This is a genomic window from Pseudomonas sp. Irchel 3F6 (assembly GCF_900187595.1).
Lineage (GTDB): Bacteria > Pseudomonadota > Gammaproteobacteria > Pseudomonadales > Pseudomonadaceae > Aquipseudomonas > Aquipseudomonas siliginis.
The window spans coordinates 171,976-197,574 of the sequence record NZ_FYDP01000009.1; the positions used below are offsets into that span (position 1 = coordinate 171,976).

A 25,599-nucleotide genomic window follows, 5' to 3' on the forward strand; every position below is an offset into this window, starting at 1 on the left:
TCTGATTTGGTGGTATCACGCAATAAATCACACTACCGATCAACATGGCCCTGTGGGAGCGAGCCTGCTCGCGAATGCATCACCGCGGTGCTTCAGAGGTACCGCAGCGCCTGCTTTCGCGAGCAGGCTCGCTCCCACAGGGGATCTCCATGATGTCGAAAATTCATACCGGACAAATAACAAGGGGGCGAATTCTCATCCGCCCCCTCGTTTGTCCGCTTATTCCTGCGGTTCTTCGTCTGCTGCGGCGTCGAGTTGCTGGTCGTCTGCGGCCTCGTCGATACCGACGGTGCCTGCGATTTCCTCGCCCTCTTCACCTTCGAGCTCTTCGCCTTCGATTTCCGAAGGCTCCTGAACCCGTTCCAGGCCGACCAGGGTTTCATCCTTGGCCAGCTTGATCAGCGTCACGCCCTGAGTATTACGGCCCAGGCTCGACACTTCGCCGACACGGGTACGCACCAGGGTGCCCTGATCGGAGATCAGCATGATTTCTTCGCCGTCGAGCACCTGTACCGCGCCGACCAGACGGCCGTTACGCTCGTTGCTGACCATGGCGATCACGCCCTGACCGCCACGCTTGTACTCAGGGAACTCGGTGATCGCGGTGCGCTTGCCATAACCACGCTCGGAAGCGGTGAGGATCTGGCTGCCTTCTTCCGGGATCAGCATGGAAATCAGCTTCTGCCCTTCCGGCAGACGCATGCCGCGTACGCCGCGAGCGGTGCGGCCCATGGCACGCACGTCGGACTCTTTGAAACGGGTGACCTTGCCGCCGTCGGAGAACAGCATCACTTCGCGCTCGCCATCGGTGATAGCTGCAGAGATCAGCACGTCGCCTTCGTCCAGCTCCAGCGCGATCAGACCGACGCTGCGCTGACGACTGAAGGATTCCAGCGGGGTCTTCTTCACGGTGCCGTTGGCGGTGGCCATGAAGATGTAGTGACCTTCGGTGTATTCCTCGACCGGCAGCATGGTGGTGATGTATTCACCATCATCCAGCGGCAACAGGTTGACCAGCGGACGACCACGGGCCGCGCGGGATGCTTCCGGAATTTCGTAGGTCTTGAGCCAGTACACCTTGCCCTTGCTGGAGAACAGCAGCAGCGTGGTGTGGCTGTTGGCAACCAGCAGGTGAGCGATGTAGTCCTCGTCCTTGACGCCGGTGGCCGATTTGCCTTTGCCGCCACGACGCTGAGCCTGGTAAGCAGCCAGCGGCTGGGTCTTGGCGTAGCCACCGTGGGAGATGGTCACGACGCGCTCTTCTTCCGGGATCATGTCACCCAGGGTCAGGTCGAGACGGGCATCGAGAATTTCGGTGCGACGCACGTCGCCGTATTCGGCGCGGATCACTTCCAGTTCTTCGCGGATCACTTCCATCAGGCGCACGGCGCTGTTGAGGATGCGGATCAGCTCGCCGATCTGGTTGAGGATCTCCTGGTACTCGGCCAGCAGCTTCTCATGCTCCAGACCGGTCAGGCGGTGCAGGCGCAATTCCAGAATCGCTTGCGCCTGTTCTGGCGAGAGGAAGTACTTGCCTTCGCGCAGACCGTATTGCGGATCGAGATTTTCCGGACGGCACGAATCGGCACCGGCACGTTCAACCATCGCCACCACAGCCGAGGATTCCCAAGGCGTGCTGATCAGCGCTTCCTTGGCTTCCGACGGCGTTGGCGAAGCCTTGATCAGGGCGATCACCGGGTCGATGTTCGACAGGGCAACGGCCTGGCCTTCGAGAATGTGCCCACGCTCGCGCGCCTTGCGCAGTTCGAACACGGTACGACGGGTGACCACTTCGCGACGGTGACGGACGAAGGCTTCCAGCAGATCCTTGAGGTTGAGGATGCGCGGGCGGCCGTCGATCAGCGCGACGATGTTGATGCCGAATACCGATTGCAGCTGGGTCTGGGCGTAGAGGTTGTTGAGGATCACCTCAGGCACTTCGCCGCGACGCAGTTCGATCACGACACGCATACCGTCCTTGTCGGACTCGTCGCGCAGCTCGGTGATGCCCTCGAGCTTCTTCTCTTTGACCAGCTCGGCGATCTTCTCGATCAGACGCGCCTTGTTCAGCTGGTAAGGCAGCTCGGTAATGACGATCTGCTGACGGCCACCGACCTTGTCGATGTCTTCGATGATCGAGCGGGCACGCATGTAAATGCGCCCGCGACCGGTGCGGTAGGCTTCGATGATGCCGGCACGACCGTTGATGATCGCGGCCGTCGGGAAGTCCGGACCGGGAATGTATTGCATCAGCTCATCGACGGTCAGCTCGGGATTGTCGATGAGGGCCAGGCAACCGTCGATGACTTCACCGAGGTTGTGCGGCGGAATGTTGGTCGCCATGCCCACGGCGATACCGCTGGAACCGTTGACCAGCAGGTTCGGTACGCGGGTCGGCATGACCGCCGGGATCAGTTCGGTGCCGTCGTAGTTCGGCACCCAGTCTACGGTTTCCTTGTGCAGGTCAGCCAGCAGCTCGTGCGCCAGCTTGGTCATGCGCACTTCGGTGTATCGCATGGCCGCAGCGTTGTCGCCGTCGACCGACCCGAAGTTGCCCTGGCCGTCGACCAGCAGGTAGCGCAGGGAGAAAGGCTGGGCCATACGAACGATGGTGTCGTATACGGCAGTGTCACCGTGCGGGTGATACTTACCGATCACGTCGCCGACGACACGGGCAGATTTCTTGTACGGCTTGTTGTAGTCGTTGCCCAGCTCGCTCATCGCGAACAGTACGCGACGGTGCACGGGCTTGAGGCCATCGCGCGCATCCGGCAGTGCACGGCCGACGATCACGCTCATTGCGTAGTCGAGGTAGGACTGTTTCAGCTCGTCTTCGATATTGACCGGGAGGATTTCTTTGGCCAGTTCGCCCATGAGAAGCCTGATTCCTTTTTCTGGTGAAACTTCGTCATATCCATGTGGGAGCAACGAAGCTCGTCGGGGCCGGCCGAGTGCCATGCGCCGACTTACGACAAATCAACATTGGATCGCGGATTTGCGCAGTAAAGACAGCTCCGTGGAGCCGCCTCGGAAAACGCCGGATGTTATCACAAAGGCCGCCACGCACCTATCCCCCAGATGCGCATGGAGCATAGTTAGTTGACCGATGACAGGCTTGAGGGGGACGAGAGAAGCTCTGAGCTTCTTTGAATGTGAAATCTGGGGCAGATTTACAGTTGTTTATTGACATTCAAGCCCTCATCGCTGGCAAGCCAGCTCCCACAGGTTCAATGCCGGGCACAAAACCTGCGGGAGCTGGCTTGCCAGCGATGGGGTCCGCTCAGACGCAATAGTCCTTCAATGCAGGCGTTTGCGACACATCAGCTGGGCCATTTTCGCGGTGTCCGGGCGCTCGACGATGCCTTTCTCGGTGACGATCGCATCGATCAGATCCGCCGGGGTGACATCAAACACCGGGTTGAACGCTTCAACATCGGCACCGACGCGTTTACCGCCAACTTCAAGCAGTTCGGCGCCATCACGCTCTTCGATCGGGATGTCATCGCCGCTGGCGAGGTTCATGTCGATGGTCGAACTCGGCGCCACCACCATGAAGCGCACGCCGTGGTGCATGGCGTTGACCGCCAGTTGATAGGTGCCGATCTTGTTCGCCACGTCGCCATTGGCGGTGATGCGGTCAGCGCCGACGATCACCCAGGTCACGCCTTTGGTTTTCATGATGTGCGCGGCGGCGGAGTCGGCATTCAGGGTCACCGGGATGCCTTCGTTGGCCAGTTCCCACGCGGTCAGCCGCGAGCCCTGCAGCCACGGCCGGGTCTCGTCGGCATAGACGCGTTCGACCATGCCTTCTATATAAGCCGCGCGGATCACTCCCAGCGCAGTTCCGAACCCACCGGTGGCCAGCGCGCCGGTGTTGCAGTGGGTCAGGATGGCTTGAGCGTTGCCCTGATGCTTGCGAATCAGATCGACGCCAAGCTGCGCCATGGTCAGGTTGGCCTCGCGGTCGCTTTCATGAATGGCGATAGCTTCGGCTTCCAGCGCCGCCAGCGGATCGGCGTTGCTTTTCAGGCGATCCAGGCGATCGTGCATGCGGCCCAGCGCCCAGAACAGATTGACCGCGGTCGGACGCGAATCTGCCAACAGCGCGAAATCCTCTTCCAGCGCCGCGTACCAGTCGCCGCCCTCGGCAATCCGCGCCCGCGCCGCGAGGACGATGCCATAAGCCGCACTGATGCCAATAGCCGGCGCGCCACGCACGACCATCGAGCGAATCGCTTCGGCCACGCCGGCGGCGCTGGTGTAGGCGATCCAGTTTTCCTCGAACGGCAAAATACGCTGATCCAGCAGGTGCAGCGCGCCATCACGCCAATCGATGGCCTTTACTTTCTCCGCAGCCAACAGTCGATCGCGCATCCCACACCCCGCACTCATGAACAAAAGCCGCCGATTATAGCGATCCCCCCGCGAAGACGCTCGGGTATACTTCGCCATCCTTTACAAAAGCACTGGAACCGACCCTCGATGCCGAAACCTGCCATTGCGCTCGACCTGTTATTGCTGCCGACCTGGCTGGTCCCCGTCGAACCCGCAGGCGTGGTGCTCAAGGAGCACGGCCTGGGCATCCGTGACGGTTGCATCGTGTTTATCGGCCCGCGCGCCGAAGCGTTGAAGTGTAACGCGACAGAAATCCGTGAACTGCCGGATGTTCTGTTGGCGCCGGGACTGATCAATGCCCACGGCCACGCGGCGATGACACTGTTCCGTGGCCTGGCTGACGATCTGCCGCTGATGACCTGGCTGGAAAACCACATCTGGCCGGCCGAAGGCAAATGGGTCGATGAGGATTTCGTCCGCGACGGCACCGATCTGGCCATCGCCGAGCAGATCAAGGGCGGCATCACCTGCTTCTCTGACATGTATTTCTTCCCGAAAGTCGCCAGCGAGCGCGTACACAACAGCGGTATCCGCGCGCAGATCGCCATTCCGATCCTCGATTTCCCGATCCCCGGCGCCAGCAGTGCCGACGAAGCCATTCGTCAGGGCGTCGAATTGTTCGGGGATCTCAAGCATCACGAACGCATCAAGATTACTTTCGGCCCTCACGCACCCTACACCGTTGGTGATGAGAACCTGGAGAAAATCAGGGTGATCGCCGAGGAGCTTGACGCCTCGATCCACATGCATGTGCATGAAACAGCGTTTGAAGTGCAGCAGGCGGTCGAGCAGACCGGCGAACGGCCACTGGCGCGCCTGGGTCGCCTTGGCCTGCTCGGCCCGCGCTTCCAGGCGGTGCACATGACCCAGATCAGCGATGAAGACTTCGCGCTGCTGGTAGAAAGCAACAGCAGCGTGATCCACTGCCCGGAGTCCAACCTCAAACTGGCCAGCGGCTTCTGCCCGGTCGAGCGTTTGTGGCAGGCTGGGGTGAACGTCGCCGTCGGCACCGATGGCGCGGCGAGCAACAATGATCTGGACCTGCTCGGTGAAACCCGCACCGCCGCCCTGCTGGCCAAAGCCGTGGCCGGTTCTGCCACCGCACTGGACGCTCATCGCGCCTTGCGCATGGCCACCCTCAATGGCGCCCGTGCGCTGGGGATCGAGGCGCAGGTCGGCTCGCTGGAGATCGGCAAAGCCGCAGACATCGTCGCTTTCGACCTGTCCGGCCTGGCGCAGCAACCGGTGTATGACCCGGTGTCGCAGCTGATCTATGCGACCGGGCGTGATTGCGTGAAACACCTGTGGGTTGCCGGCAAGCAACTGCTCGACGACCGGCGCCTGACCCGCATGGACGAACAACAACTGGGCGAGACCGCCCGCCACTGGGGCCAGCGCATCAGCGGCCACACCGAATCGTAAACACCGCGGCGCAATATCCGCGGCTACAGCCCTTTTCAGGTTTTTCGAGGAATTGAACATGAGCAACGTCGACCACGCCGAAATCGCCAAATTCGAGGCCCTTGCCCATCGCTGGTGGGACCGTGAAAGCGAATTCAAGCCGCTGCACGACATCAACCCGCTGCGGGTCAACTGGATCGACGAGCGAGTCAATCTGGCCGGCAAGAAAGTCCTCGACGTCGGCTGCGGCGGCGGCATCCTCAGCGAAGCCATGGCCCAACGCGGCGCCACGGTGATGGGCATCGACATGGGCGAAGCGCCGCTGGCGGTCGCACAACTGCATCAGCTGGAATCCGGGGTCAGCGTCGAATACCGGCAGATCACCGCCGAAGCCCTTGCCGAGGAAATGCCCGAGCAGTTCGACGTGGTCACCTGCCTGGAAATGCTCGAGCACGTGCCGGATCCATCCTCGGTGATCCGCGCCTGTTTCCGCATGGTCAAGCCGGGCGGCCAGGTGTTCTTCTCGACCATCAACCGCAACCCGAAGGCGTATCTGTTCGCGATCATCGGCGCCGAATACATCATGAAGCTGCTGCCGCGCGGCACTCACGACTTCAAGAAATTCATCCGTCCCTCCGAGCTCGGCGCGTGGAGCCGCATGGCCGGCCTGACCGTCAAGGACATCATCGGCCTGACCTACAACCCGTTGACCAAGCACTACAAGCTGGCCAACGACGTTGACGTCAACTACATGATCCAGACCCTGCGCGAGGAATAAGCCGATGGCCATCAGAGCGGTACTTTTCGACATGGACGGCACCCTGCTCGACACCGCGCCGGACTTCATCGCCATCTGCCAGGCGATGCGCGTCGATCGCGGTCTGCCGCCGATCAACGACAAGCACATCCGCGACGAAATTTCCGGCGGCGCCAAGGCCATGGTCGCGGTGACGTTCTCGATGGATCCGGAATCGCCGGGCTTTGAGGAGCTGCGTCTGGAGTTTCTCGAGCGCTATCTGGTCGGCTGCGCAGTGCACAGCAAGCTGTTCGACGGCATGGGCGAACTGCTAGCTGACATCGAAAAGGCCAACCTGATCTGGGGTGTGGTCACCAACAAACCGTTGCGTTTCGCCGAGCCGATCATGCAGCGTCTGGGGCTGGCCGAGCGTTCGGCGCTGCTGATCTGCCCGGATCATGTGAAGAACAGCAAGCCGGATCCGGAGCCGCTGATCCTCGCCTGCAAGATGCTTGATCTGGATCCGTCGACCGTGCTGTTTATCGGCGATGATCTGCGCGATATCGAATCGGGCCGCGATGCCGGCACCAAAACCGCTGCGGTGACCTACGGCTACATCCACCCGGACGACAACCCACGGCATTGGGGTGCGGACGTGGTAGTGGACCACCCGCTGGAGTTGCGCAAGGTGCTCGACAGCGCGCTGTGCAGCTGCTGACCTGACTGTTGCAAATTCCCTGTGTGGCGAGGGGATTTATCCCCGCTGGGCTGCGAAGCGGCCCCCGCTTTTATCCAGGCGATGTGACACACAGGTTTTGCGACGGCTTCGCCGCCGAACGGGGATAAATCCCCTCGCCACTGGGTGAAGCAGGTCTTCATGAAATGGACTATGAGGTTTTTATGTTTGATTACACCGCTCGCCCTGAATTGCTCAAGGATCGGGTCATTCTGGTCACCGGTGCCGGCCGTGGCATTGGCGCAGCTGCGGCGAAAACCTATGCCGCCCACGGTGCCACTGTGCTGCTGCTGGGCAAGACCGAAGCCAATCTGACGGAGGTCTACGACGAAATCGAGGCTGCCGGTCATCCGCAACCAGCGGTGATCCCGTTCAACCTCGAGACCGCCCTGCCCCATCAGTACGATGAGCTGGCGGCGATGATCGAAACCGAGTTCGGCCACCTCGACGGCCTGCTGCACAACGCTTCGATCATCGGCCCGCGCACGCCGATCGAGCAACTCTCCGGCGAAAACTTCATGCGTGTCATGCAGGTCAACGTCAACGCGATGTTCATGTTGACCAGCACCCTGCTGCCGTTGCTCAAGCTGTCCCAGGATGCTTCGGTGGTGTTCACCTCCAGCAGCGTCGGGCGCAAGGGTCGCGCATACTGGGGCGCCTACGGTGTGTCGAAATTTGCCACCGAGGGCCTGATGCAAACCCTGGCCGATGAAGTGGAAGGCGTTGCGCCGGTACGCTCCAACAGCATCAACCCGGGCGGCACGCGCACCAGCATGCGCGCGCAGGCGTATCCGGGGGAAAATCCGCTGAACAACCCGACACCGGAAGAGATCATGCCTGTGTATCTGTACCTGATGGGCCCCGACAGCGCAGGCGTTAATGGCCAGGCGTTCAACGCCCAATAACGCCATACGTCGCATTTGTTGCCGCGGCAGAATGCTGTCGCGGCAAGCCATTGTCGCTCATAACCGTCACAAAGCCGCCAATAACCCAGCGCGGCTGCTTGGCATTCGCCAGCAAGTCATTGATTCGAAAAGCTTTAAATAAAATCGAACCGAATGGCACGCCTTTCGCTCTAAATTCCCTCAAAACATGCCGTGTGATGGCCATGGGGCAAACGCCGATTTCGATAGCTGACTGATCGTCTTGCGGCAGACTAAACTTACGCCAAACGTCCTACGGGACTGATGGATCAGTACGACGCGCAGCCCATAGCCGCTCTCACCCAGCCTGTAAGACAGACTTACTGCTTAGGGGCTCACGCCATATGAAATCTCCTTCCCAGACCCATGCAATTGACTTCGACAGTGCCAAATTGCAGCGCCTGGGCTTCGGTCAACTACCGGCGCTGATCGAGCGCCCGACCAGCCTGGCGCAACTGCGTCAGCAAATGAGCCTGCAACTGCAAACCAGCCTTGAGCCACAGCGCATCCTTGGCCTGTTCTTTCGCGAAATTCAACGCCTGGTGCCGCTGGACGCGCTGAGCTATGTGCATCAGGCCAGTGACTTGCGCCTGGAGTTCGGCACACGCGGCCACCACTCGGTCAGCTACACCCTGAGCCACGAAGGCGAGCACATGGGCGAGCTGGTCTTCCGCCGCAATCAGCGTTTCAACGACAAGGAACAGGGCGACCTCGAGTCGCTACTGTCCTGCCTGCTGTACCCGATGCGCAACGCCCTGCTCTATCGCGCCGCGACGCAAAGTGCCTTGCGCGACCCGTTGACCGGTGCTGGCAACCGGGTAGCCATGGAGCAGACCTTGCAGCGCGAGATCGACATGTCGCGCCGCCATGCGCAGCCGCTGTCGGTACTGATGCTCGATATCGACCACTTCAAACGGGTCAATGATGACCACGGGCATGGCGCCGGTGATGACGTGCTCAGAGCCATTGCCGCGTCGATCAAGGCGCAACTGCGCAATGTCGACATGGTGTTCCGTTATGGCGGCGAAGAGTTTCTGATCCTGCTGTCCAACACCGGTCGCGAAGCAGCGGCAATGGTTGGCGAGCGTTTGCGCCAGGCGACGCAGTCAGAGGAATATTTTGCCGATGGCCAATTGATCGAGATCACCGTGAGCCTGGGATGCTCGACGTTGTTGCCGGGCGAGTCGGCAGACAGCTTGCTGCGCCGGGCCGACAGTGCGTTATATGTCGCAAAGCGCGAGGGGCGGAACCGGCTGGCGATGGCCGGCTAAAAATCATTGTGGGAGCGAGCCTGCTCGCGAAGAGGGAGTGTCAGACAACGATTCGTTGAATGACCCACCGCTTTCGCGAGCAGGCTCGCTCCCACAGTTCGATCAGCTTTCGGTTACGGTCCGGCGCTCGCGGTTGACCAGCAAGCGCTCCGAAGTCTCCAGCTGCATGCACCGCTCCAGGAACAGGTACATGTAGTCATAACTCTTGCAGATCGCCTGCCGCAGCTCGGCCTGCAAGGCCTTGCTCGGGTTCATGCCGGCCAGGGTGCAGATGATTTCCAGCGCTTCCCACGGATGGGCATCGTCGTACTGGGCATGCATCTTCAACCACTTCATCGCGCGCTTGCGATCTTCTTCCGGAAACGCCGCGGCGTAGACCCCGGTCGAGCAGACCACCGCTGACCACTCCCCGGTCGCCCCTTCGATCGCATAGTTGGTCGCGGCAATCGCCACGATCAGCGAATCCGCCGAGCTGGTGTGCCAGCACCAGTGACTCAGAGCATGCAGCTCCGGCGGCACTTGCTGGGCCTGGAGATCTTCGAGACTGACGCCATGGGCGCGACTCCAGTGCATCCAGTAGTCGGCGTGATTGAGTTCGACGCGGATGTTGCGCATCAGCCAGCGCCGCGCCATGTCTTCGCCGGGATGGCGGGCAAAGCGGGTCTTGGTCAGGTTCTGCGCCATGTACAAGGCAAACTGCTCGACCACCGGCCAGCCACCGATCAGGTACTGGCGCATGGTTTTCGCGCTGAGTCTGTTGTCGCGCATGCGCTGATAAAGTTCATGTTCGACAACCCGGCGCTTGCTCTCGCTGCAATCCTTGATGAGCTGTTGCGCCCAGGCAGGATAACTTGCAGCTTCCATGAGGGGTCCGGTTCGGTTGAATGTGTCGATCACTGTTCGGCTCCTTTTGAGTTGTGATGGCAAGGATCGGCGAGAGACTTCAACGGAACGTGCCAGGCGCTTTGAACAACAACGGCTGCGGTCTGGCAGGACGACTTTGCAAACTGTCACAGGTAAACAACTGCGGACGCTCGATGACATACCCCTGAGCGTAATCCACACCTATTTCAAGCAACGCCTGTTCGATCTGGTTAGTTTCAACAAACTCGGCAATTGTCTGCTTACCCATAACATGACCGATGTGATTGATCACTTCGACCATTGCCCGATTAATCGGGTCGTCCAGCATATCCTTTACGAAACTCCCGTCGATCTTCAGGAAGTCTACAGGCAAATGTTTCAAGTAAGCGAATGAAGACATTCCGGCACAAAAGTCATCCAGAGAAAAGTGACAACCTAAGCCTTTGAGTTCATTGATAAAACGAATTGCACTGCCAAGGTTTGCAATTGCACTGGTTTCGGTAATTTCAAAACAAATCATTTCAGGCGGTATAGCGTAGTTAACAAACTGTTCCCGCAGGAAGTGCAAAAACGCGTCATCTCCTATAGTAATGCCTGACAGATTAATCGCACACATTGCCAAAGGAAGTTCATGTTCCTGTTCAATACACTGGGCAATAACCTTGAAAACGTTTTGAACTACCCAGCGATCTAACTGGGTCATCAAACCATAACGCTCCGCCGCCGGAATAAAGCTGTCAGGCAAAATCATCCGCCCGGATTCATCATGCAGGCGCAGGAGAATTTCGATGTGTCCGGCCTGGCCGGGTTGCGGCTTGAGCGGCGCGATCTGCTGGGCATAAAGGCAGAAGCGGTTTTCTTCGAGCGCCATGTGCAGCCTTTGCACCCAAGCCATTTCACCGAAGCGCATGGACAGTTCGGAGTCGTCCGCATGATAGACCTGCACGCGGTTGCGGCCCTTTTCCTTGGCCATGTAGCAAGCCATGTCCGCCGCACGCAGGGAGGCTTCCAGGGTGGTCGGATTCTGTGCGACATGCACCAGGCCAATACTGACGGTGGTCAGGAACGGCCGTCCTTTCCAGACAAAATGCAGATTCTGCACGGTCTGACGCAGGCTTTCGGCAATCTTCTCCGCGATGTCCGGCGGGCAGTTCTCGAGCAAAATCCCGAATTCGTCGCCGCCCAGTCGCGCCAGGGTATCGCCCTCGCGCAGGTCTGATTGCAGCAGCGTGCAGATGTGCCGCAGCAATTCATCGCCCGCCGCGTGCCCGCAGGTGTCGTTGACCAGTTTGAACTGGTCCAGATCGAGGAACATCAGGGCATGCCGGCCGGGCTGGCGCGTCAGGTTGTGCAAGGCCTGTTCGAGGCGATATTCGAATTCGCGGCGGTTCGCCAGACCGGTCAGCGCATCGTGGGTCGCCTGCCAGGACAGGTTGGCGATGTATTGCCGCTCCTGAGTCATGTCGTGCAGCACCAGCACTGTGCCGCTGACGTTGCCGGCATTGCGGATCGGCGCTCCGACCAGGGTCACCGACAGGGTGCTGCCGTCCAGCCGCTGGATCAGCTTGGAATGTTCGCTGCCGCCGCTGAGCTGGCCACTGAGAATGTGCTCGATCAACGTCAGCCCTTCGGTCTGAGCGTTATCGTCAAGCAGGTTGAACAGCGCCGACAACGGCAGCCCCGCCGCCTGCTCGGCCTTCCAGTGCGTCATGGCCTCGGCGGCGGGGTTCATGTAATCGATCGCGCCGTTGACGTCGGTGGTGATCACGCCATCGCCAATCGATTGCAAGGTGATGTGCGCGCGATCCTTTTCCAGTTGCAGCGCCTGGGCAAATTCATGCCGTTGCCTGAGCAGTTTGTGCGTGCGCCACAGCGCCAGCGCGATCAGACCCAGCGCGGTGGCCAGGTTGGTGAACAACAGCAGGCGCATGATCACCCGCGAGCCTTCGCCCAAGGCATCGCTGAAGGCTCTGGCGGCTGGGGTGACTGCATCGTTGATGGCGAAGATCTGTAACTTCCAGCGCTGCACATCGCCGGGGCTGGCCTGGTTCTGCGCAATGCCTTGATGCATCTCCTGCGCGACTTCGTGCAATCGGTCGAGATAGGCATCGCCAATCGTCCAGCGATCGATCGCGGTTTCCAGATAACTGTAGTGGCGGAAATTGAGGTACAGCCAGATGACGCTGGAGACATCGTCTGGATGATTACCGCCCTTGAGAATGCCTTCGCGCGCCGCTTGCAGATCCGGCGGCTGACGATCCAGTGCCAGGCGCAATTGGTGCCCGCCCTGGGGCACGGCGATCGCCGTCAGATATTTGCGGTAGATCGCCTCGTCACGGCTATCGGCGTAGAGGTTGAGGTAATAGATGGCGTCTTTCTGGCCCTTGGACCACAGGCTTTCGCCAGCTACGTAGCCACGCACGGCCGAAAGCACGTAAAGGCTCACGCCCCCCAGTAATGCCTGGAACACCACGACAGCAATAAAGGGCCAGACGATACCCAACAACCGTGGTGTTCCCAGAGTCTGCTTTTGCTTCATGAGATTCCTTGCATGAGCACTGCCCGCTCGCCTTCCGGGCGAATTCGCTATGACGAGACTAGGTGGGGTTCTCGTTCAAGGCAAGGCGCGGCGTTACACCGCGCGCAGAACCTCTGACAGGTCGGCAAGGGTTTCGACCAGTGCTGTTGCAAGTTGCCGTAGAGCTTGGCGTACAGACCGCCGTCGGCGATCAGTTGGCGATGGTCGCCGTCCTCGGCGATCTGCCCGCCGTCGAACACCAGTACGCGGTCGGCCTGCTTCACCGCCGACAGGCGATGGGCAATGATCAGCGTGGTGCGGCCATGGAGAAACTTCGCCATCGCCTGGTGCAGGTTGTACTCGGTGGCAGCGTCGAGGGCCGAGGTGGCTTCGTCGAGAATCACCACTTTCGGCTCGGCGAGAATCATCCGCGCAATCGCCAGACGCTGGCGCTGGCCGCCGGACAAACGCACGCCGGAACGCCCGACGATGCTATCGAGGCCATCGGGCAGCGCGCGGATGGTCGCGGCCATTTGCGCGATTTCCAGCGCCTGCCAGCAGGCTTCGTCGCTACGCATGCGGCCCATGGTCAGGTTGGCGCGCACGCTGTCGTTGAACAGCGCCGGATGCTGCAGCACCACCGCGACGTTCTCGCGTACCGTCTCTAGGCCGATCTCCTGCTGGGTCGATCCGCCGAAGCGGATGGTCCCGGCCGCTGGCGTGTACAGGCCCAACAGCAACTGCACCAAGGTACTTTTGCCGCCGCCGCTCGCCCCGACGATCGCGACTTTTTCGCCGGGCAGGATCGACAGGTTCATCTGATCCAGCACCAGCTCGTCGCCATAACCGAAGCTCAGGCCTTGCACCTCGATGCCGACGGTGTCTCGCCCCTTGAACGGATCGACGCCGCCGGGATACTGCGGCTCGTCGGCACGCGCCAGCAGTTCATTGATCCGCGTCAGCGCACCGCCCGCTGCGTAGTAGGCGTATTGCAGATTGAGCAGCTGTTCAACCGGGCCGATCATGAACCACAAGTAGCTGAACACCGCGAGCATCTGCCCGATCGAAAGATCGGAAAACAGCACGGTGAGCATCGCCGCCGCGCGGAAGATGTCGATGCCGAACTGGAACAGCAAACCACTGGCGCGGTTCGAGGCGTCGGTTTTCCACTGCGAGTTGACTGCGTAGTTGCGTACTTCCTGCGCGCGCACACCGAGGCGCCCGAGGAAATAGCCCTGACGATTGCCGGCGCGCACTTCCTGAATCGCATCGAGAGTTTCGCTCAGCGCCTGAGTGAAGCGCGAGGTGCTGTCGTTCTCGAGTTTTTTCAGGTGTTTGACGCGTTTGCCGAGCTGCACCGTGGCGTAGATCACCAACGGGTTGAACAGCAGAATCAGCAGCGCCAGCTTCCAGTGCATCCACATGAGGATGCTGGCGGTGCCGACCAGGGTCAGCATGGCGACGAGGAAGCGGCTGAGGGTTTCGCCGACGAATTTGTCGAGGGTATCCAGATCGGTGACCAGGTGCGTGGTCACTGTGCCGCTGCCGAGGCTCTCGTATTCACCAAGGGAAATGCGCTTGAGCCGCTCGATCAGGCGTACGCGAATGCGGTAGACGATGTCCTTGGCCAGGCGCGCAAACAGCCGCGACTGCAACACGCCAAAACACAGGGCGCTGCAACGCAAGGTCAGGGTCACCACCAGCATCAGGCCGATATAACCCGCCGCCTGCTGCCACATGCTTGGCAGAAAATGATTCATGACTTTCAGTGCGGCATCGCCGTGGCCGAGCAGCACTTCGTCGACCAGCAACGGCAGCAGCAACGGGATCGGCACGCTGCACAGCGTCGCCAGCACGGCCACGCCGTTGGCGATCCACAGGGATTTTTTGTGATGCAGTGCCAGACGCCGGACTTCAGCCCAGCTCAGCCGGTCGACACGCTCTACGGCTGGCGTGTCATCGGCGCGATCAGACACAGGCCGCGCGCTCCAGCCAGCGGCCGAGCAACGGCGACAGCTCGCTGAGCGGTTGATAGCCGTTGGTCAGCAGCGCCAGTTGCCCGTTGCGCTCGGCCAGCAGGGTCGGAAAACCGGCGATGCCCAAGTCCTGCACCCAGGTGAAGTCGGCTTGGGTCGCCTTGTGCTGATCGGCATGATCGAACAACGCCGCGAATTCGATACGCGGCACACCGGCCTGCTCCGCCAACTCGACCAGCACGCTGGCCTGGGTGACATCGCGACCCTCGGCGTAAAACGCCTGCTGGATCAGCCCGACCAATGTCCACGCGCAATCCGGCGCCAGACTGCGCGCGGTGACAATGGCGCGACAGGCAGGCTCGGTGTCGTAGACAAAACCGTCAGGCAACGCGCCGTCGAACTTGAACGGCTGGCCGGTGGCCTCGGTGACCGCTTGCCAGTGCTCAAGGATGTAGCGCCGCGTGGTCGGCTCCAGCGCCGAACCGCTGCCGGTGCGCAACCCGCCGACCACCAGATGCAGCTCGACTCCGGCTGCCTGCGCCTGCTCGACCAGTGCCTTGGCCACCGGAGCAAACCCCCAGCACCATGAACACATCGGATCCATCACATAGAGCAGGCGCGCAGACATGATTAAGCCTCGGAAGATGCTTGCTTATAGTTGTAGCCGATCGGGTGCGGCTGATTGCGTGCCTTGGCCAGTTCGATCTGCTTTTGCCGATCGATGGCGCTGCGCCGGGTCTTCTCGCTGAGCTTGTCCCAGCAATGCGGGCAACTGATGCCGGCGACGTAGTGCTCGGAGGCGCGATCTTCAACGCTGACCGGCGTGCGGCAGGCATGACATTGATCGTAGTCGCCTTCCGTCAGGTCGTGACGCACGGTGACGCGGTTGTCGAAGACGAAGCAGTCGCCGCGCCATTTGGTTTCTTCCTGCGGCACCTCTTCGAGGTACTTCAGGATGCCGCCCTTGAGGTGGTAAACCTCTTCGAAACCCTCGCCGAGCATGTAGCTCGAGGCTTTCTCGCAGCGAATGCCGCCGGTGCAGAACATCGCGACCTTCTTGTGCACGGCCGGGTCGAAGTGTTCTTTGATGTAGTCGGGAAACTCGCGAAAACTGGTGGTTTTCGGATCGATGGCGCCTTCGAAGGTACCGATCGACACTTCGTAGTCGTTGCGCGTGTCGATCAGCAGCACTTCCGGGTCGCTGATCAGCGCGTTCCAGTCTTGCGGCTCGACGTAAGTGCCGACCTTTTTGTTCGGGTCAACGCCTTCGACACCGAGGGTGACGATCTCTTTCTTCAGCTTGACCTTGGTGCGATAGAACGGCTGTTCGTCGCAGTACGATTCCTTGTGGTCAATGTCGACCATGCGCGGATCGTTCTTGAGCCAGGCGAGCAGACCGTCAATGCCTTCGCGGCTGCCGGAAACCGTGCCGTTGATGCCTTCTTCGGCGATCAGCAGAGTGCCTTTGATGCCGTTGTCGACCATCGCTTGCAGCAGTGGCTCGCGCAGGTCAACGTAATCTTCGAGGGTGACGAACTTGTACAGTGCCGCCACGACAATCGGTTGTGTCATGGGTATTTCTCCAGGTGGCTACCCTCGCAAAGGGTGAACCGGATTCAATAAAAAACGCGCCGGCTAAGCGGCGCGTTGCGGATTCTAGCAAAAAACATCACCGCCTGCGGCTGTGCCCTGTAGGAGCTGCCGAAGGCTGCGATCTTTTGATCTTAATGTTTGCTACCGCCGGCACAGGTCGGCGACGCCGGGGCGCCGTCGATCTCTGCCCATTCCTGCGGGGTGTAGGTGTGCAGCGCCAACGCATGGAACTCGCCCATCAGCTCGCCGAGCGTGCCGTAGACTTTCTGGTGGCGCTTGACCCGGTTCAGGCCTTCGAACTGCGCGCTGACCACCACCGCCTTGTAGTGGGTCTGTGACCCGCGACTGTGCATGTGGCTTTCGTCCAGCACTTGCAGGTGCTCAGGCTGTAACAGAGCCAGCGTCGATTCGATGCGTTGTTGCATGGTCATCACGAACTCCGCTTACTTCTTCTTGGCTGGCGCCGCGGCCGGGGTCAGCTCTTTGGTCATGTCGTCGAGCAGCTTGTTGACCACAGGCACCGCGCTTTCCAGTTTGCCCTGGGTCATCTGCGCCGACTGCTGGGTCAGCTGCGGCATTTTTTCCAGGACTTTCTTGCCCAGTGGCGACTGGTAGAAGGCAACCAGATCCTTCAGCTCGGATTCGCTGAAGTTGCTGGTGTAGAGCTTGACCATGTCGGGCTTGAGCTTGTTCCAGCCGATGGCCTGGTCCAGCGCGGCGTTGGCCTTGGCCTGGTAGGTTTCGAGCACGGCTTTCTTCGACTCAGGGGCTTTGGTCTGTTCAAAGCGCTGGGCGAACATTTGCTGCACTTGCATGTACACCGGGGTACCCAGCTTGTCAGCGTGAGCCAGCGTCAGGAAAGCTTCGGCACTGGCGTTGTGGCTGGCGGTATCGGCAAGCACCTGGCCGCTGGCGCAAACCAGTGCAACCGCGGTACAGATGGCGCGAAGACGAGTCATCGAGTTTCCTTTAAGCAAAGCGAGGTCGAACCCCAAGGGCGACCATTCTGCGCCTAACAATCGCTATGGCTCAACCCCCGGCCCTTGCCGCGCTTGATTGGCGGGGTTTTGCGGTCAACAATCGAGCCGATGGAACCACCCGGGCCGATGCCGGCCTAAATTGCGCCAACAGACCAACAGGAGTGTGCACGATGAGCCGTATCGAAACCGACAGCCTGGGCCAGATCGAGGTCCCGGACGACGCTTACTGGGGTGCTCAGACGCAACGCTCGCTGATCAACTTCGCCATTGGTCAGGAACGCATGCCGCTACCGGTGCTGCACGCCCTGGCGCTGATCAAGAAAGCCGCCGCACGGGTCAACGACCGCAACGGCGACCTGCCCGCCGACATCGCTCGCCTGATCGAACAGGCCGCCGATGAAGTGCTCGCCGGCGAGCATGACGAGCAGTTCCCGCTGGTGGTCTGGCAGACCGGCAGCGGCACTCAGAGCAACATGAACGTCAACGAAGTGATCGCCGGTCGCGCCAACGAACTGGCCGGCAACCCGCGCGGCGGCAAGTCGCCGGTGCATCCGAACGATCACGTCAATCGCTCGCAAAGTTCCAACGACTGCTTCCCCACCGCCATGAGCATCGCCACCGCCAAAGCGGTGCAGGAACAACTGCTGCCGGCGATCGCCGAGCTGTCCGGCGGCCTTGCCGAACTGGCGGCGCGGCACATGAAACTGGTGAAGACCGGGCGCACGCACATGATGGACGCGACGCCGATCACCTTCGGTCAGGAACTGTCCGGCTTCATCGCGCAACTGGATTATGCCGAGCGCGCCATCCGCGCCGCGCTGCCGGCGGTCTGCGAACTGGCGCAGGGCGGCACTGCGGTCGGCACCGGGCTGAATTCGCCGCACGGCTTCGGCGAGGCGATTGCCGCCGAGCTGGCCGCGCTGTCCGGCTTGCCGTTCGTCACCGCGCCGAACAAGTTCGCCGCGCTGGCCGGTCATGAACCGCTGGTAACGCTTTCAGGTGCGCTGAAAACCCTCGCTGTGGCCTTGATGAAGATCGCCAACGACCTGCGTCTGCTGGGCTCAGGTCCTCGCGCAGGTTTTGCTGAAGTGAAGCTGCCGGCCAACGAACCGGGCAGTTCGATCATGCCCGGCAAGGTCAACCCGACCCAGTGCGAAGCGCTGTCGATGCTCGCCTGCCAGGTGCTCGGCAATGACGTGGCGATCGGTTTTGCCGCCAGTCAGGGGCACTTGCAGTTGAACGTGTTCAAACCGGTGATCATTCACAATCTGCTGCAATCGATCCGTCTGCTCGGCGACGGTTGCAGCAACTTCCAGCAGCACTGCATCGCCGGGCTCGAGCCGGATGCGGAGGTCATGGCCAGGCATCTGGAACGTGGGCTGATGCTGGTGACCGCGCTGAACCCGCACATCGGTTATGACAAGTCGGCGGAGATCGCCAAGAAGGCTTACAGCGAAGGGCTGACTTTGCGTGAGGCTGCGTTGCAGCTGGGTTATCTCACTGATGAAGAGTTCGATGCCTGGGTGCGCCCGGAGAACATGATCGAGGCCGGGGCCAAGGGCTAAAGCAAAAGATCGCAGCCTTCGGCAGCTCCTACAGGGAAACGCATTCCAATTGTAGGAGCTGCCGCAGGCTGCGATTTTTTGATCTTCAGGCCATGCGCATCCGCCGCGCCCTGAGCCCGGCAATCAACGATGGCCCCAACGCCACCAGCGCCGAACCCAGCACCACCAGCACTGCCCCGCCATAGCCCAGCGCATTGATCTGCTCGGCATGCACAAAGTCCGGCCAGATCCGCGCCGCAATCGCCACCGCAACAAACGTCACCAACGGCGTGATCGCCAGCGTCGCACTGACCCGCGAGGCTTCCCAGTGCGCCAGCGCTTCGGCGAATGCGCCGTAGGCGATCAAGGTGTTCATGCAGCACGCCAGCAACAGCCAGCCCTGCAACTGGCTCAAGTTGAGCGCTTCAAGTGGATGTACCCACGGCGTCAGCAAGAGCCCGCAGAACAGGTAGATCACCATCATCACCTGCAACGAATTCCACACCGTGAGCAATTGCTTCTGGCCCAGCGCGTAGAAGGTCCAGACCGTCGACGCCAGCAGCACCAACAACACGCCGGCGGTGTAATCGGACAGCGAAGTCAGCAGTTCGGCCAGGCGCTGATTGAAGAACAGGCCGAAGCCGATCAACAGCACCAGCAAGCCGAGGCCCTGACCGATGCTGAAGCGTTCCCTGAACACGAAAAGACTAGCGATCAGCAGCATGATCGGACCCATTTGCACCACAAGTTGCGCGGTGCCGGGGCTGAGCAGATTGAGGCCCATCAGGTACAGCACGTAATTGCCGACCAGCCCCAACACCGCCATCAGCACCAGCCAGCCGCCCTTTGGCCCGAGCACCTTGCGACTTGGCAGGCGCTTGACCGAAGCCAGATAAATGAACAGGCAGCCGCCGGAAACCATCAGACGAAACCAGGTCACCGTGACCGGGTCCATCACCAGCAACACCTGTTTGAGCTTGATCGGCAGGATGCCCCACAGAAACGCGGTCAGCAGCGCCAGGAACAATCCGTACACCCAGCGCCCCGATGAAATGTGCATGCGAACCCCAAAAGCCTGCTGACAAGAGCCTGCATTCTAGGCGCCCTGTCCCGTGCAACACAGGGACAGTTGCCGCCAGGCCGCGAATGAAACTGTGCAGGTCGCAGCAGTAAACCGGCGCGCCGCCGTTGATCGGCCGGGCAGGCGCGCCAAGTGCTTCAGGCATAAGCTGATTGCAGACTTTTCAACGCATTGATCAGGGAGACCGACATGTACGCCATGCGCGCCGAGGACAGCGCCCCCGCCACCCGTTTTCGCAGCGACCGCGTGTGCCGGGTCAATGGCGAGCTGTATTTCAGCACCCGGGAAAATACCCTTGAGGGGCCGTTTGAAGGTCAGGTGATCGAGCGGGAGATTCAGGCATATATAGCGCGGATGCAGCGGCGGGATTCCAGCCGCTGAACCGTGGCGCTGCCTTCGCGAGCAGGCTCGCTCCCACAGGGGAATGCGATCACCTGTGGGAGCGAGCCTGCTCGCGAAGGGGCCTGAACGGGCAACCAATCCTTTAGCGCACCGCCTCAAACAACCCACTCGCCCCCATCCCGCCACCCACGCACATGGTGACGATGCCGTAGCGCAGGTTGCGCCGCTGCAATTCCCGGATCAGATGCCCTACCTGGCGCGAGCCGGTCATGCCGAACGGGTGGCCGATGGAAATCGAGCCGCCATTGACATTGTATTTGTCGTTGTCGATCTCCAGCCGGTCGCGGCTGTACAGGCACTGCGAAGCAAACGCCTCGTTCAATTCCCACAGATCGATATCCGCCACTTGCAAGCCCTTGGCCTTGAGCAGTTTCGGCACCGAGAACACCGGGCCGATGCCCATTTCGTCCGGCTCGCAACCGGCGACGGTGAAGCCACGGAAAAACGCCTTCGGCTTGAGCCCCAGCTCCAGCGCTTTGTCCAGACTCATCACCAGTGTCATCGACGCACCGTCGGACAGCTGCGAGGAATTGCCCGCCGTCACCGAACCGTCGTCGGCGAACACCGGTTTCAGTCCGGCAAGGCTTTCGTAGGTGGTGTCCGGGCGGTTGCAGTCGTCGCGCTCGACGACGCCGTCGACAATCTGCACTTCACCGCTGTTCTTGTCCTCGACCCGATATTTCACCGCCATCGGCACGATTTCATCGTCGAACAGACCGGCAGCCTGGGCCTGAGCGGTACGGATCTGGCTTTGCAGCGCATAGCGATCCTGCGCCTCACGACTGACACCATAACGTCGTGCCACCACTTCGGCGGTCTGGCCCATGGTGTAGTAGATGCCGGGAGTCTGTTGCTTGAGCAGCGGGTTGATCAGGTGATCGGTGTTGACGCTCTTCAGGGTCAGGCTGATCGACTCGACGCCGCCGGCGACGATGATGTCGCTGCAACCGGAGGCGATCTGGTTGGCGGCAATCGCGATCGCCTGCAAACCCGACGAGCAGAAACGGTTGAGGGTCATGCCGGCAGTGCCGGTGCCCAGGCGCGACAGTACCGCGACGTTGCGGCCGATGTTGTAGCCCTGCGCGCCCTCGTTGGAGCCGGCGCCGACGATGCAGTCCTCGACGCTGGCCGGGTCGATATCGTTGCGGGTCAGCAGCGCATTGACGCAGTGGGCCGCCATGTCATCGGGGCGGGTCTGGTTGAACTTGCCGCGAAAGGATTTGGCCAGGCCGGTCCGCACGCTGTCGACGATCACCACTTCACGCATGGCATACCTCATTGTTGTTGTCGGTTGAAAGTGGACTTGAGCATAAGTCCACCTTCTTGCCGACCGCGAGGATCATTCACCCGGCGTATGCGCGGCCATCGCTTCAGTCCTTGTGCTTCTTGGCCTTCTTGTCGGATTTCTCGAACGCGTCTTCCAGCGCGCGGTTGATCGTGCGCAATACTTTCACCCGTGCCCAGCGTTTATCGTTGGCTTCGACCAGCGTCCATGGCGCGATCTCGGTGCTGGTGCGATCGACCATGTCGCCGACCGCCCGGCGATAGTCGTCCCACTTTTCCCGATTGCGCCAGTCGTCCTCGGTGATCTTGAAACGCTTGAAGGAAATCTCCTCGCGCTCCTGAAAGCGCTCCATCTGCGTGTCCTTGTCGATCGCCAGCCAGAACTTGACCACGATGACGCCGGCATCGGCCAGTTGCTCTTCGAAGTCATTGATTTCGCCGTAGGCGCGCAGCCAGTCGGCCGGGGTGCAGAAGCCCTCGATCCGCTCGACCAGCACCCGTCCGTACCAGGAGCGGTCGAACACGGTGAATTTGCCCCGCGCCGGGAGGTGTCGCCAGAACCGCCACAGATACGGTTGTGCGCGCTCTTCTTCGGTCGGTGCGGCAATCGGGACGATGCTGTACTGACGCGGATCGAGCGCCGCTGCCACGCGGCGAATCGCCCCGCCCTTGCCCGCCGCGTCGTTACCCTCGAACACCGCGATCAGCGCATGGCGACGCATGCGTTTGTCGCGCATCAGCCCGGACAGGCGCGCCTGCTCGGTGATCAGTTGTTCTTCATAGTCTTTCTTGTCCAGACGCTGCGTCAGGTCGAGGCTGTCGAGCAGATTCAACTGATCGACCGGCGTACCCAGCGGCGCGGCACTGACTTCGTGTGGATTGACGTCGGCACGCTTGAGCGCGTTTTGCAGACCTTCGAGGAGAATCTTGCCCACCGCCAGGCTGCGGTAATTGGCATCGACGCCTTCGATGACATGCCACGGCGCGTAATCGCGGCTGGTGCGGCGCAGCACCCGCTCGCCGTATTTGACGAACTTGTCGTAGGTCTGCGATTGCTGCCAGTCCAGCGGACTGATGCGCCAACTGTGCAACGGGTCGTCGGCCAGCGATTTGAGCCGCGCTTTCATCTGCTTCTTGGACAAGTGAAACCAGAACTTGAAGATTAACGCGCCTTCATCGCAGAGCATCTTTTCCAGACGCTCAGCGCCGGCGATGGCCTGGTCCAGACGCGGATCCTTGAACAGTCCGTGCACCCGGCCCTGGAGCATCTGGCTGTACCAGTTGCCGAAGAACACGCCCATCCGCCCCTTGGCCGGCAGCATCCGCCAGTAGCGCCAGGCCGGTGGCCGCGCCAGTTCTTCATCGGTTTGCTGGTCGAAGGTGCGCACTTCGATCAGGCGCGGATCCATCCATTCATTGAGCAGCTTGACCGTCTCGCCCTTGCCCGCCCCTTCGATGCCGTTGATCAGGATGATCACCGGAAAGCGCTTCTGCTGCTGCAACTCGAACTGCGCTTCCAGCAAGGCTTCACGCAGCGCAGGGACGGCCGCCTCGTAAGTGTCTTTGTCGATGGCGTGACCGATTTCAGCGGATTCAAACATGGGACGGCTCCTTCCAGGGTTCAGCAAGACTAGCGGATTGGGCACGGGCGCAGGGCAGAAATTCCCACGAACTCAGGACGGGATGAGAACTTTGTGGTGAGGGGATTTATCCCCGACCGGCTGCGCAGCAGTCGTAAATCCCGGAAGCACGGTTTAACTCGGGAAAACGGGGTGGTTGGTTCTGGGACTGCTTCGCAGTCCAGCGGGGATAAATCCCCTCGCCACAGGGTTCTTTTCACCGCGAGTCTTGTGCTGGATCGGTAGTATCGGCGCGATCGGCTAGAATGGCCGCCTTGTGTTTGCCGAGCCTGCCATGAAAGCCGAAATGCCCCACGCCCAACTCGACTGGGACGACCAGGGACGCCCACGTTCGCGGGTGTTCGATGACGTGTATTTTTCCGATCAGTCGGGGCTGGAGGAAACCCGTTACGTGTTTCTCGAACAGAACCGTCTGGCCGAGCGTTTCGCTGCGCTGCCGGCGGATGGACGTCTGGTGATTGGCGAAACCGGTTTCGGCACCGGGTTGAATTTTCTCTGCGCCTGGCAGTTGTTCGAACAGCACGCGGTGGCCGGCGCGCGCTTGCATTTTGTCAGCGTCGAGAAGTACCCGCTGGCGCCTGCGGATCTGCGCCGAGCCTTGGCACTGTGGCCAGAACTCATGCCGTTGGCGGATCAGTTGCTCAGGCATTACGTGGCGATTCATCAAGGCTTTCAACGCATCACTCTGGCCAACGGCCGCGTGACGCTGACCTTGCTGATCGGCGATGCGCTGGAGCAACTGCCGCAACTCGATGCACAGATCGACGCGTGGTTTCTCGACGGTTTCGCCCCGGCGAAAAATCCGGACATGTGGACTGCTGAACTGTTCGTCGAACTGGCGCGGCTGGCTGCGCCGGGCTCGACCATCAGCACTTTCACCAGCACCGGTTGGGTCCGCCGTCTGCTCAATGCTGCCGGGTTCAAGATGAAGCGCACGCCGGGCATCGGCCACAAATGGGAAATCCTGCGTGGCGAGTTTCTCGGCTGGCCCGCCGAGGTGGCGGCGCCGCTACCGGCGAAACCCTGGTTCGCCCGCCCTGCTCCGTTGCGCGGTGAACGCCGGGCGCTGGTGATCGGCGCCGGCCTGGCTGGCTGCGCGACAGCGTCGAGCCTGGCGGCGCGCGGCTGGCAGGTGAGTCTGCTCGAGCGTCACGCGGCGGTGGCGCAAGAAGCTTCGGGCAACCCGCAAGGTGTGCTCTATCTCAAGCTGTCCGCCCATGGCACGGCGTTGTCGCAGTTGATCGTCAGCGGCTTCGGTTACACCCGGCGCCTGCTGGAAAGCCTGCAACGCGGCAGCGACTGGGATGACTGCGGCGTGCTGCAACTGGCGTTCAACGCCAAGGAAGCCGAGCGCCACGCGCAACTGGCGGCGGCGTTTCCTGAAGATCTCTTGCAGTGGCTGGAACAGCCGCAAGCGCAGGATCGCGCCGGTGTCGGCGTGGCCCACGGCGGCTTGTTCTACCCCGAAGGCGGCTGGGTGCATCCGCCGGCGTTGTGTCAGGCCCAGGCGACCCACACCAACATTGAGTTGCTCAGCCATCACGAAGCTTTGGAACTGCGCAAAGTCGCAGACCTGTGGCAAGCCTTCGACGGCGAACGTTTGCTCGCCAGTGCGCCGGTGGTGATCCTGGCCGGAGCCGCCGAAATCAAACGTTTTGCCCAGAGCGCCGAATTGCCGCTCAAGCGCATTCGCGGGCAGATCACGCGCCTGCCTGAAAACGCAGAGAGTCATGCGCTGGCCACCGTGGTGTGCGCCGAGGGCTACGTCGCCCCGGCGCGTCTGGGCGAGCACACCCTGGGCGCCAGTTTCGACTTCAACAATGACGATCTGACACCCACGACTGCCGAGCACCAAGGCAATCTGGCGATGCTCGAAGAAATTTCCAGCGACCTGCTGACACGCCTCAACATCAGCGAGCAGCCACTTGCGAACCTTGAGGGCCGGGCAGCTTTCCGCTGCACCAGCCCCGATTACCTGCCGATTGTCGGCCCGCTCGCTGATCTGCAAACCTTCAATCAGACCTACGCAGCGTTGAGCAAAGACGCCCGGCAAGTACCGGACCTCGCCTGCCCGTGGCTCGATGGTCTGTACGTCAACAGCGGCCACGGTTCTCGCGGGCTGATCACCGCGCCGCTGTCCGGCGAGCTGCTTGCCGCGTGGCTGGACAACGAGCCGCTGCCGTTGCCACGCAGCGTGGCCGAAGCCTGCCATCCCAATCGTTTCGCCTTACGGCAGTTGATTCGCGGCAAGTGAA

Annotated in this window: 20 protein-coding genes and 1 pseudogene; 8 read left to right on the forward strand and 13 right to left on the reverse strand. The window is 61.2% G+C overall.

The window, feature by feature from the left end:
• Positions 1-219: 219 nt before the first annotated feature.
• Entirely contained in the window at positions 220-2,874 is a 2,655-nt protein-coding gene (gyrA, locus tag CKW30_RS25085; RefSeq protein ID WP_095182243.1) for a DNA gyrase subunit A, read from the reverse strand.
• Positions 2,875-3,297: 423 nt separating this feature from the next.
• Positions 3,298-4,374, reverse strand: coding sequence for an S-methyl-5-thioribose-1-phosphate isomerase (gene mtnA, locus CKW30_RS25090; protein ID WP_076563766.1), 1,077 nt, complete (start codon positions 4,372-4,374; stop codon positions 3,298-3,300).
• A 108-nt stretch (positions 4,375-4,482) separates the two neighbouring features.
• Between mtnA and CKW30_RS25095 the strand changes: the two genes are divergently transcribed.
• The 4 genes from CKW30_RS25095 to CKW30_RS25110 all read left to right on the forward strand — a co-directional run bounded on the left by CKW30_RS25095 (position 4,483) and on the right by CKW30_RS25110 (position 8,173).
• Positions 4,483-5,817: a TRZ/ATZ family hydrolase gene (locus CKW30_RS25095; RefSeq protein WP_095182244.1), complete on the forward strand. Its 1,335-nt coding sequence runs from the start codon at positions 4,483-4,485 to the stop codon at positions 5,815-5,817.
• A gap of 58 nt (positions 5,818-5,875) precedes the next feature.
• A complete protein-coding gene (ubiG, locus tag CKW30_RS25100; protein ID WP_007908399.1) occupies positions 5,876-6,574 on the forward strand; it encodes a bifunctional 2-polyprenyl-6-hydroxyphenol methylase/3-demethylubiquinol 3-O-methyltransferase UbiG in 699 nt (232 codons plus the stop codon).
• Between the two features lie 4 nt (positions 6,575-6,578).
• Positions 6,579-7,250: an N-acetylmuramic acid 6-phosphate phosphatase MupP gene (mupP, locus tag CKW30_RS25105; protein WP_056788340.1), complete on the forward strand. Its 672-nt coding sequence runs from the start codon at positions 6,579-6,581 to the stop codon at positions 7,248-7,250.
• A 182-nt stretch (positions 7,251-7,432) separates the two neighbouring features.
• Complete coding sequence (locus tag CKW30_RS25110; protein ID WP_024013876.1) at positions 7,433-8,173, forward strand: YciK family oxidoreductase; 741 nt, start codon at positions 7,433-7,435, stop codon at positions 8,171-8,173.
• Here CKW30_RS25110 and CKW30_RS27150 read toward each other — a convergent pair.
• Positions 8,160-8,378, reverse strand: coding sequence for a hypothetical protein (locus tag CKW30_RS27150; protein WP_143498035.1), 219 nt, complete (start codon positions 8,376-8,378; stop codon positions 8,160-8,162). The genes CKW30_RS25110 and CKW30_RS27150 overlap by 14 nt on opposite strands.
• A 157-nt stretch (positions 8,379-8,535) precedes the next feature.
• Between CKW30_RS27150 and CKW30_RS25115 the strand changes: the two genes are divergently transcribed.
• Positions 8,536-9,462, forward strand: coding sequence for a GGDEF domain-containing protein (locus CKW30_RS25115; protein WP_041478268.1), 927 nt, complete (start codon positions 8,536-8,538; stop codon positions 9,460-9,462).
• 102 nt (positions 9,463-9,564) lie between these two features.
• Here the strand turns inward: CKW30_RS25115 and CKW30_RS25120 are convergent, their stop codons facing one another.
• The 7 genes and pseudogenes from CKW30_RS25120 to CKW30_RS25150 all read right to left on the reverse strand — a co-directional run bounded on the left by CKW30_RS25120 (position 9,565) and on the right by CKW30_RS25150 (position 17,372).
• The gene (locus CKW30_RS25120) at positions 9,565-10,326 is read right to left on the reverse strand and encodes a TenA family transcriptional regulator (RefSeq protein ID WP_166554491.1); all 762 of its coding nucleotides are present in this window, start codon (positions 10,324-10,326) and stop codon (positions 9,565-9,567) included.
• Between the two features lie 79 nt (positions 10,327-10,405).
• The gene (locus CKW30_RS25125; protein WP_041478266.1) at positions 10,406-12,865 is read right to left on the reverse strand and encodes an EAL domain-containing protein; all 2,460 of its coding nucleotides are present in this window, start codon (positions 12,863-12,865) and stop codon (positions 10,406-10,408) included.
• A 143-nt stretch (positions 12,866-13,008) separates the two neighbouring features.
• Positions 13,009-14,820, reverse strand: a pseudogene (locus CKW30_RS25130) (ABC transporter ATP-binding protein); the annotation flags it as partial.
• Positions 14,813-15,415 carry a DsbA family protein gene (locus CKW30_RS25135; protein WP_177180902.1) on the reverse strand — a complete coding sequence of 201 codons (603 nt, stop codon included), beginning with the start codon at positions 15,413-15,415 and terminating at the stop codon, positions 14,813-14,815. The pseudogene CKW30_RS25130 and the gene CKW30_RS25135, both read right to left, overlap by 8 nt.
• A 35-nt stretch (positions 15,416-15,450) precedes the next feature.
• Positions 15,451-16,392 (reverse strand): rhodanese-related sulfurtransferase, encoded by a 942-nt coding sequence (locus tag CKW30_RS25140; RefSeq protein ID WP_041478261.1) that lies wholly within the window; start codon positions 16,390-16,392, stop codon positions 15,451-15,453.
• A gap of 152 nt (positions 16,393-16,544) precedes the next feature.
• The gene (locus tag CKW30_RS25145; protein WP_016770935.1) at positions 16,545-16,844 is read right to left on the reverse strand and encodes a BolA family transcriptional regulator; all 300 of its coding nucleotides are present in this window, start codon (positions 16,842-16,844) and stop codon (positions 16,545-16,547) included.
• A gap of 12 nt (positions 16,845-16,856) precedes the next feature.
• Entirely contained in the window at positions 16,857-17,372 is a 516-nt protein-coding gene (locus tag CKW30_RS25150; RefSeq protein WP_016770936.1) for a DUF2059 domain-containing protein, read from the reverse strand.
• Between the two features lie 191 nt (positions 17,373-17,563).
• On the opposite strand from CKW30_RS25150, the gene CKW30_RS25155 reads away from it, so the two are divergent.
• A complete protein-coding gene (locus CKW30_RS25155; RefSeq protein WP_056788329.1) occupies positions 17,564-18,958 on the forward strand; it encodes a class II fumarate hydratase in 1,395 nt (464 codons plus the stop codon).
• 85 nt (positions 18,959-19,043) lie between these two features.
• On the opposite strand, the gene CKW30_RS25160 is transcribed toward CKW30_RS25155, so the two are convergent.
• On the reverse strand, positions 19,044-19,997 hold the full coding sequence (locus CKW30_RS25160) for a DMT family transporter (protein ID WP_095182245.1): 954 nt from the start codon (positions 19,995-19,997) through the stop codon (positions 19,044-19,046).
• Positions 19,998-20,207: 210 nt separating this feature from the next.
• Between CKW30_RS25160 and CKW30_RS25165 the strand changes: the two genes are divergently transcribed.
• On the forward strand, positions 20,208-20,399 hold the full coding sequence (locus CKW30_RS25165) for a DUF6316 family protein (protein ID WP_095182246.1): 192 nt from the start codon (positions 20,208-20,210) through the stop codon (positions 20,397-20,399).
• A gap of 103 nt (positions 20,400-20,502) precedes the next feature.
• Here CKW30_RS25165 and CKW30_RS25170 read toward each other — a convergent pair whose 3' ends face one another.
• Together CKW30_RS25170 and pap are read right to left on the reverse strand one after the other, a co-directional pair.
• Positions 20,503-21,687, reverse strand: coding sequence for a thiolase family protein (locus CKW30_RS25170; RefSeq protein ID WP_016770940.1), 1,185 nt, complete (start codon positions 21,685-21,687; stop codon positions 20,503-20,505).
• A 103-nt stretch (positions 21,688-21,790) separates the two neighbouring features.
• Positions 21,791-23,305 carry a polyphosphate:AMP phosphotransferase gene (pap, locus tag CKW30_RS25175; RefSeq protein ID WP_041478254.1) on the reverse strand — a complete coding sequence of 505 codons (1,515 nt, stop codon included), beginning with the start codon at positions 23,303-23,305 and terminating at the stop codon, positions 21,791-21,793.
• Positions 23,306-23,618: 313 nt separating this feature from the next.
• Here pap and mnmC point away from each other — a divergent pair, with 313 nt between their 5' ends.
• On the forward strand, positions 23,619-25,598 hold the full coding sequence (mnmC, locus tag CKW30_RS25180; RefSeq protein ID WP_095182247.1) for a bifunctional tRNA (5-methylaminomethyl-2-thiouridine)(34)-methyltransferase MnmD/FAD-dependent 5-carboxymethylaminomethyl-2-thiouridine(34) oxidoreductase MnmC: 1,980 nt from the start codon (positions 23,619-23,621) through the stop codon (positions 25,596-25,598).
• Position 25,599 lies beyond the last annotated feature (1 nt).

Bases quoted from the DNA above. Each gene is read 5' to 3' on its own strand.
- CKW30_RS25145 (WP_016770935.1), bottom strand. From the start codon at position 16,844: ATGACCATGCAACAACGCATCGAATCGACGCTGGCTCTGTTACAGCCT.
- CKW30_RS25095 (WP_095182244.1), top strand. From the start codon at position 4,483: ATGCCGAAACCTGCCATTGCGCTCGACCTGTTATTGCTGCCGACCTGG.
- pap (WP_041478254.1), bottom strand. From the start codon at position 23,305: ATGTTTGAATCCGCTGAAATCGGTCACGCCATCGACAAAGACACTTAC.
- CKW30_RS25170 (WP_016770940.1), bottom strand. From the start codon at position 21,687: ATGCGTGAAGTGGTGATCGTCGACAGCGTGCGGACCGGCCTGGCCAAA.
- CKW30_RS27150 (WP_143498035.1), bottom strand. From the start codon at position 8,378: ATGGCCATCACACGGCATGTTTTGAGGGAATTTAGAGCGAAAGGCGTG.
- CKW30_RS25155 (WP_056788329.1), top strand. From the start codon at position 17,564: ATGAGCCGTATCGAAACCGACAGCCTGGGCCAGATCGAGGTCCCGGAC.
- gyrA (WP_095182243.1), bottom strand. From the start codon at position 2,874: ATGGGCGAACTGGCCAAAGAAATCCTCCCGGTCAATATCGAAGACGAG.
- CKW30_RS25135 (WP_177180902.1), bottom strand. From the start codon at position 15,415: ATGTGTTCATGGTGCTGGGGGTTTGCTCCGGTGGCCAAGGCACTGGTC.
- CKW30_RS25165 (WP_095182246.1), top strand. From the start codon at position 20,208: ATGTACGCCATGCGCGCCGAGGACAGCGCCCCCGCCACCCGTTTTCGC.
- CKW30_RS25125 (WP_041478266.1), bottom strand. From the start codon at position 12,865: ATGAAGCAAAAGCAGACTCTGGGAACACCACGGTTGTTGGGTATCGTC.
- mtnA (WP_076563766.1), bottom strand. From the start codon at position 4,374: ATGCGCGATCGACTGTTGGCTGCGGAGAAAGTAAAGGCCATCGATTGG.
- CKW30_RS25115 (WP_041478268.1), top strand. From the start codon at position 8,536: ATGAAATCTCCTTCCCAGACCCATGCAATTGACTTCGACAGTGCCAAA.
- CKW30_RS25160 (WP_095182245.1), bottom strand. From the start codon at position 19,997: ATGCACATTTCATCGGGGCGCTGGGTGTACGGATTGTTCCTGGCGCTG.
- CKW30_RS25140 (WP_041478261.1), bottom strand. From the start codon at position 16,392: ATGACACAACCGATTGTCGTGGCGGCACTGTACAAGTTCGTCACCCTC.
- mnmC (WP_095182247.1), top strand. From the start codon at position 23,619: ATGAAAGCCGAAATGCCCCACGCCCAACTCGACTGGGACGACCAGGGA.
- mupP (WP_056788340.1), top strand. From the start codon at position 6,579: ATGGCCATCAGAGCGGTACTTTTCGACATGGACGGCACCCTGCTCGAC.
- CKW30_RS25150 (WP_016770936.1), bottom strand. From the start codon at position 17,372: ATGACTCGTCTTCGCGCCATCTGTACCGCGGTTGCACTGGTTTGCGCC.
- ubiG (WP_007908399.1), top strand. From the start codon at position 5,876: ATGAGCAACGTCGACCACGCCGAAATCGCCAAATTCGAGGCCCTTGCC.
- CKW30_RS25110 (WP_024013876.1), top strand. From the start codon at position 7,433: ATGTTTGATTACACCGCTCGCCCTGAATTGCTCAAGGATCGGGTCATT.
- CKW30_RS25120 (WP_166554491.1), bottom strand. From the start codon at position 10,326: ATGGAAGCTGCAAGTTATCCTGCCTGGGCGCAACAGCTCATCAAGGAT.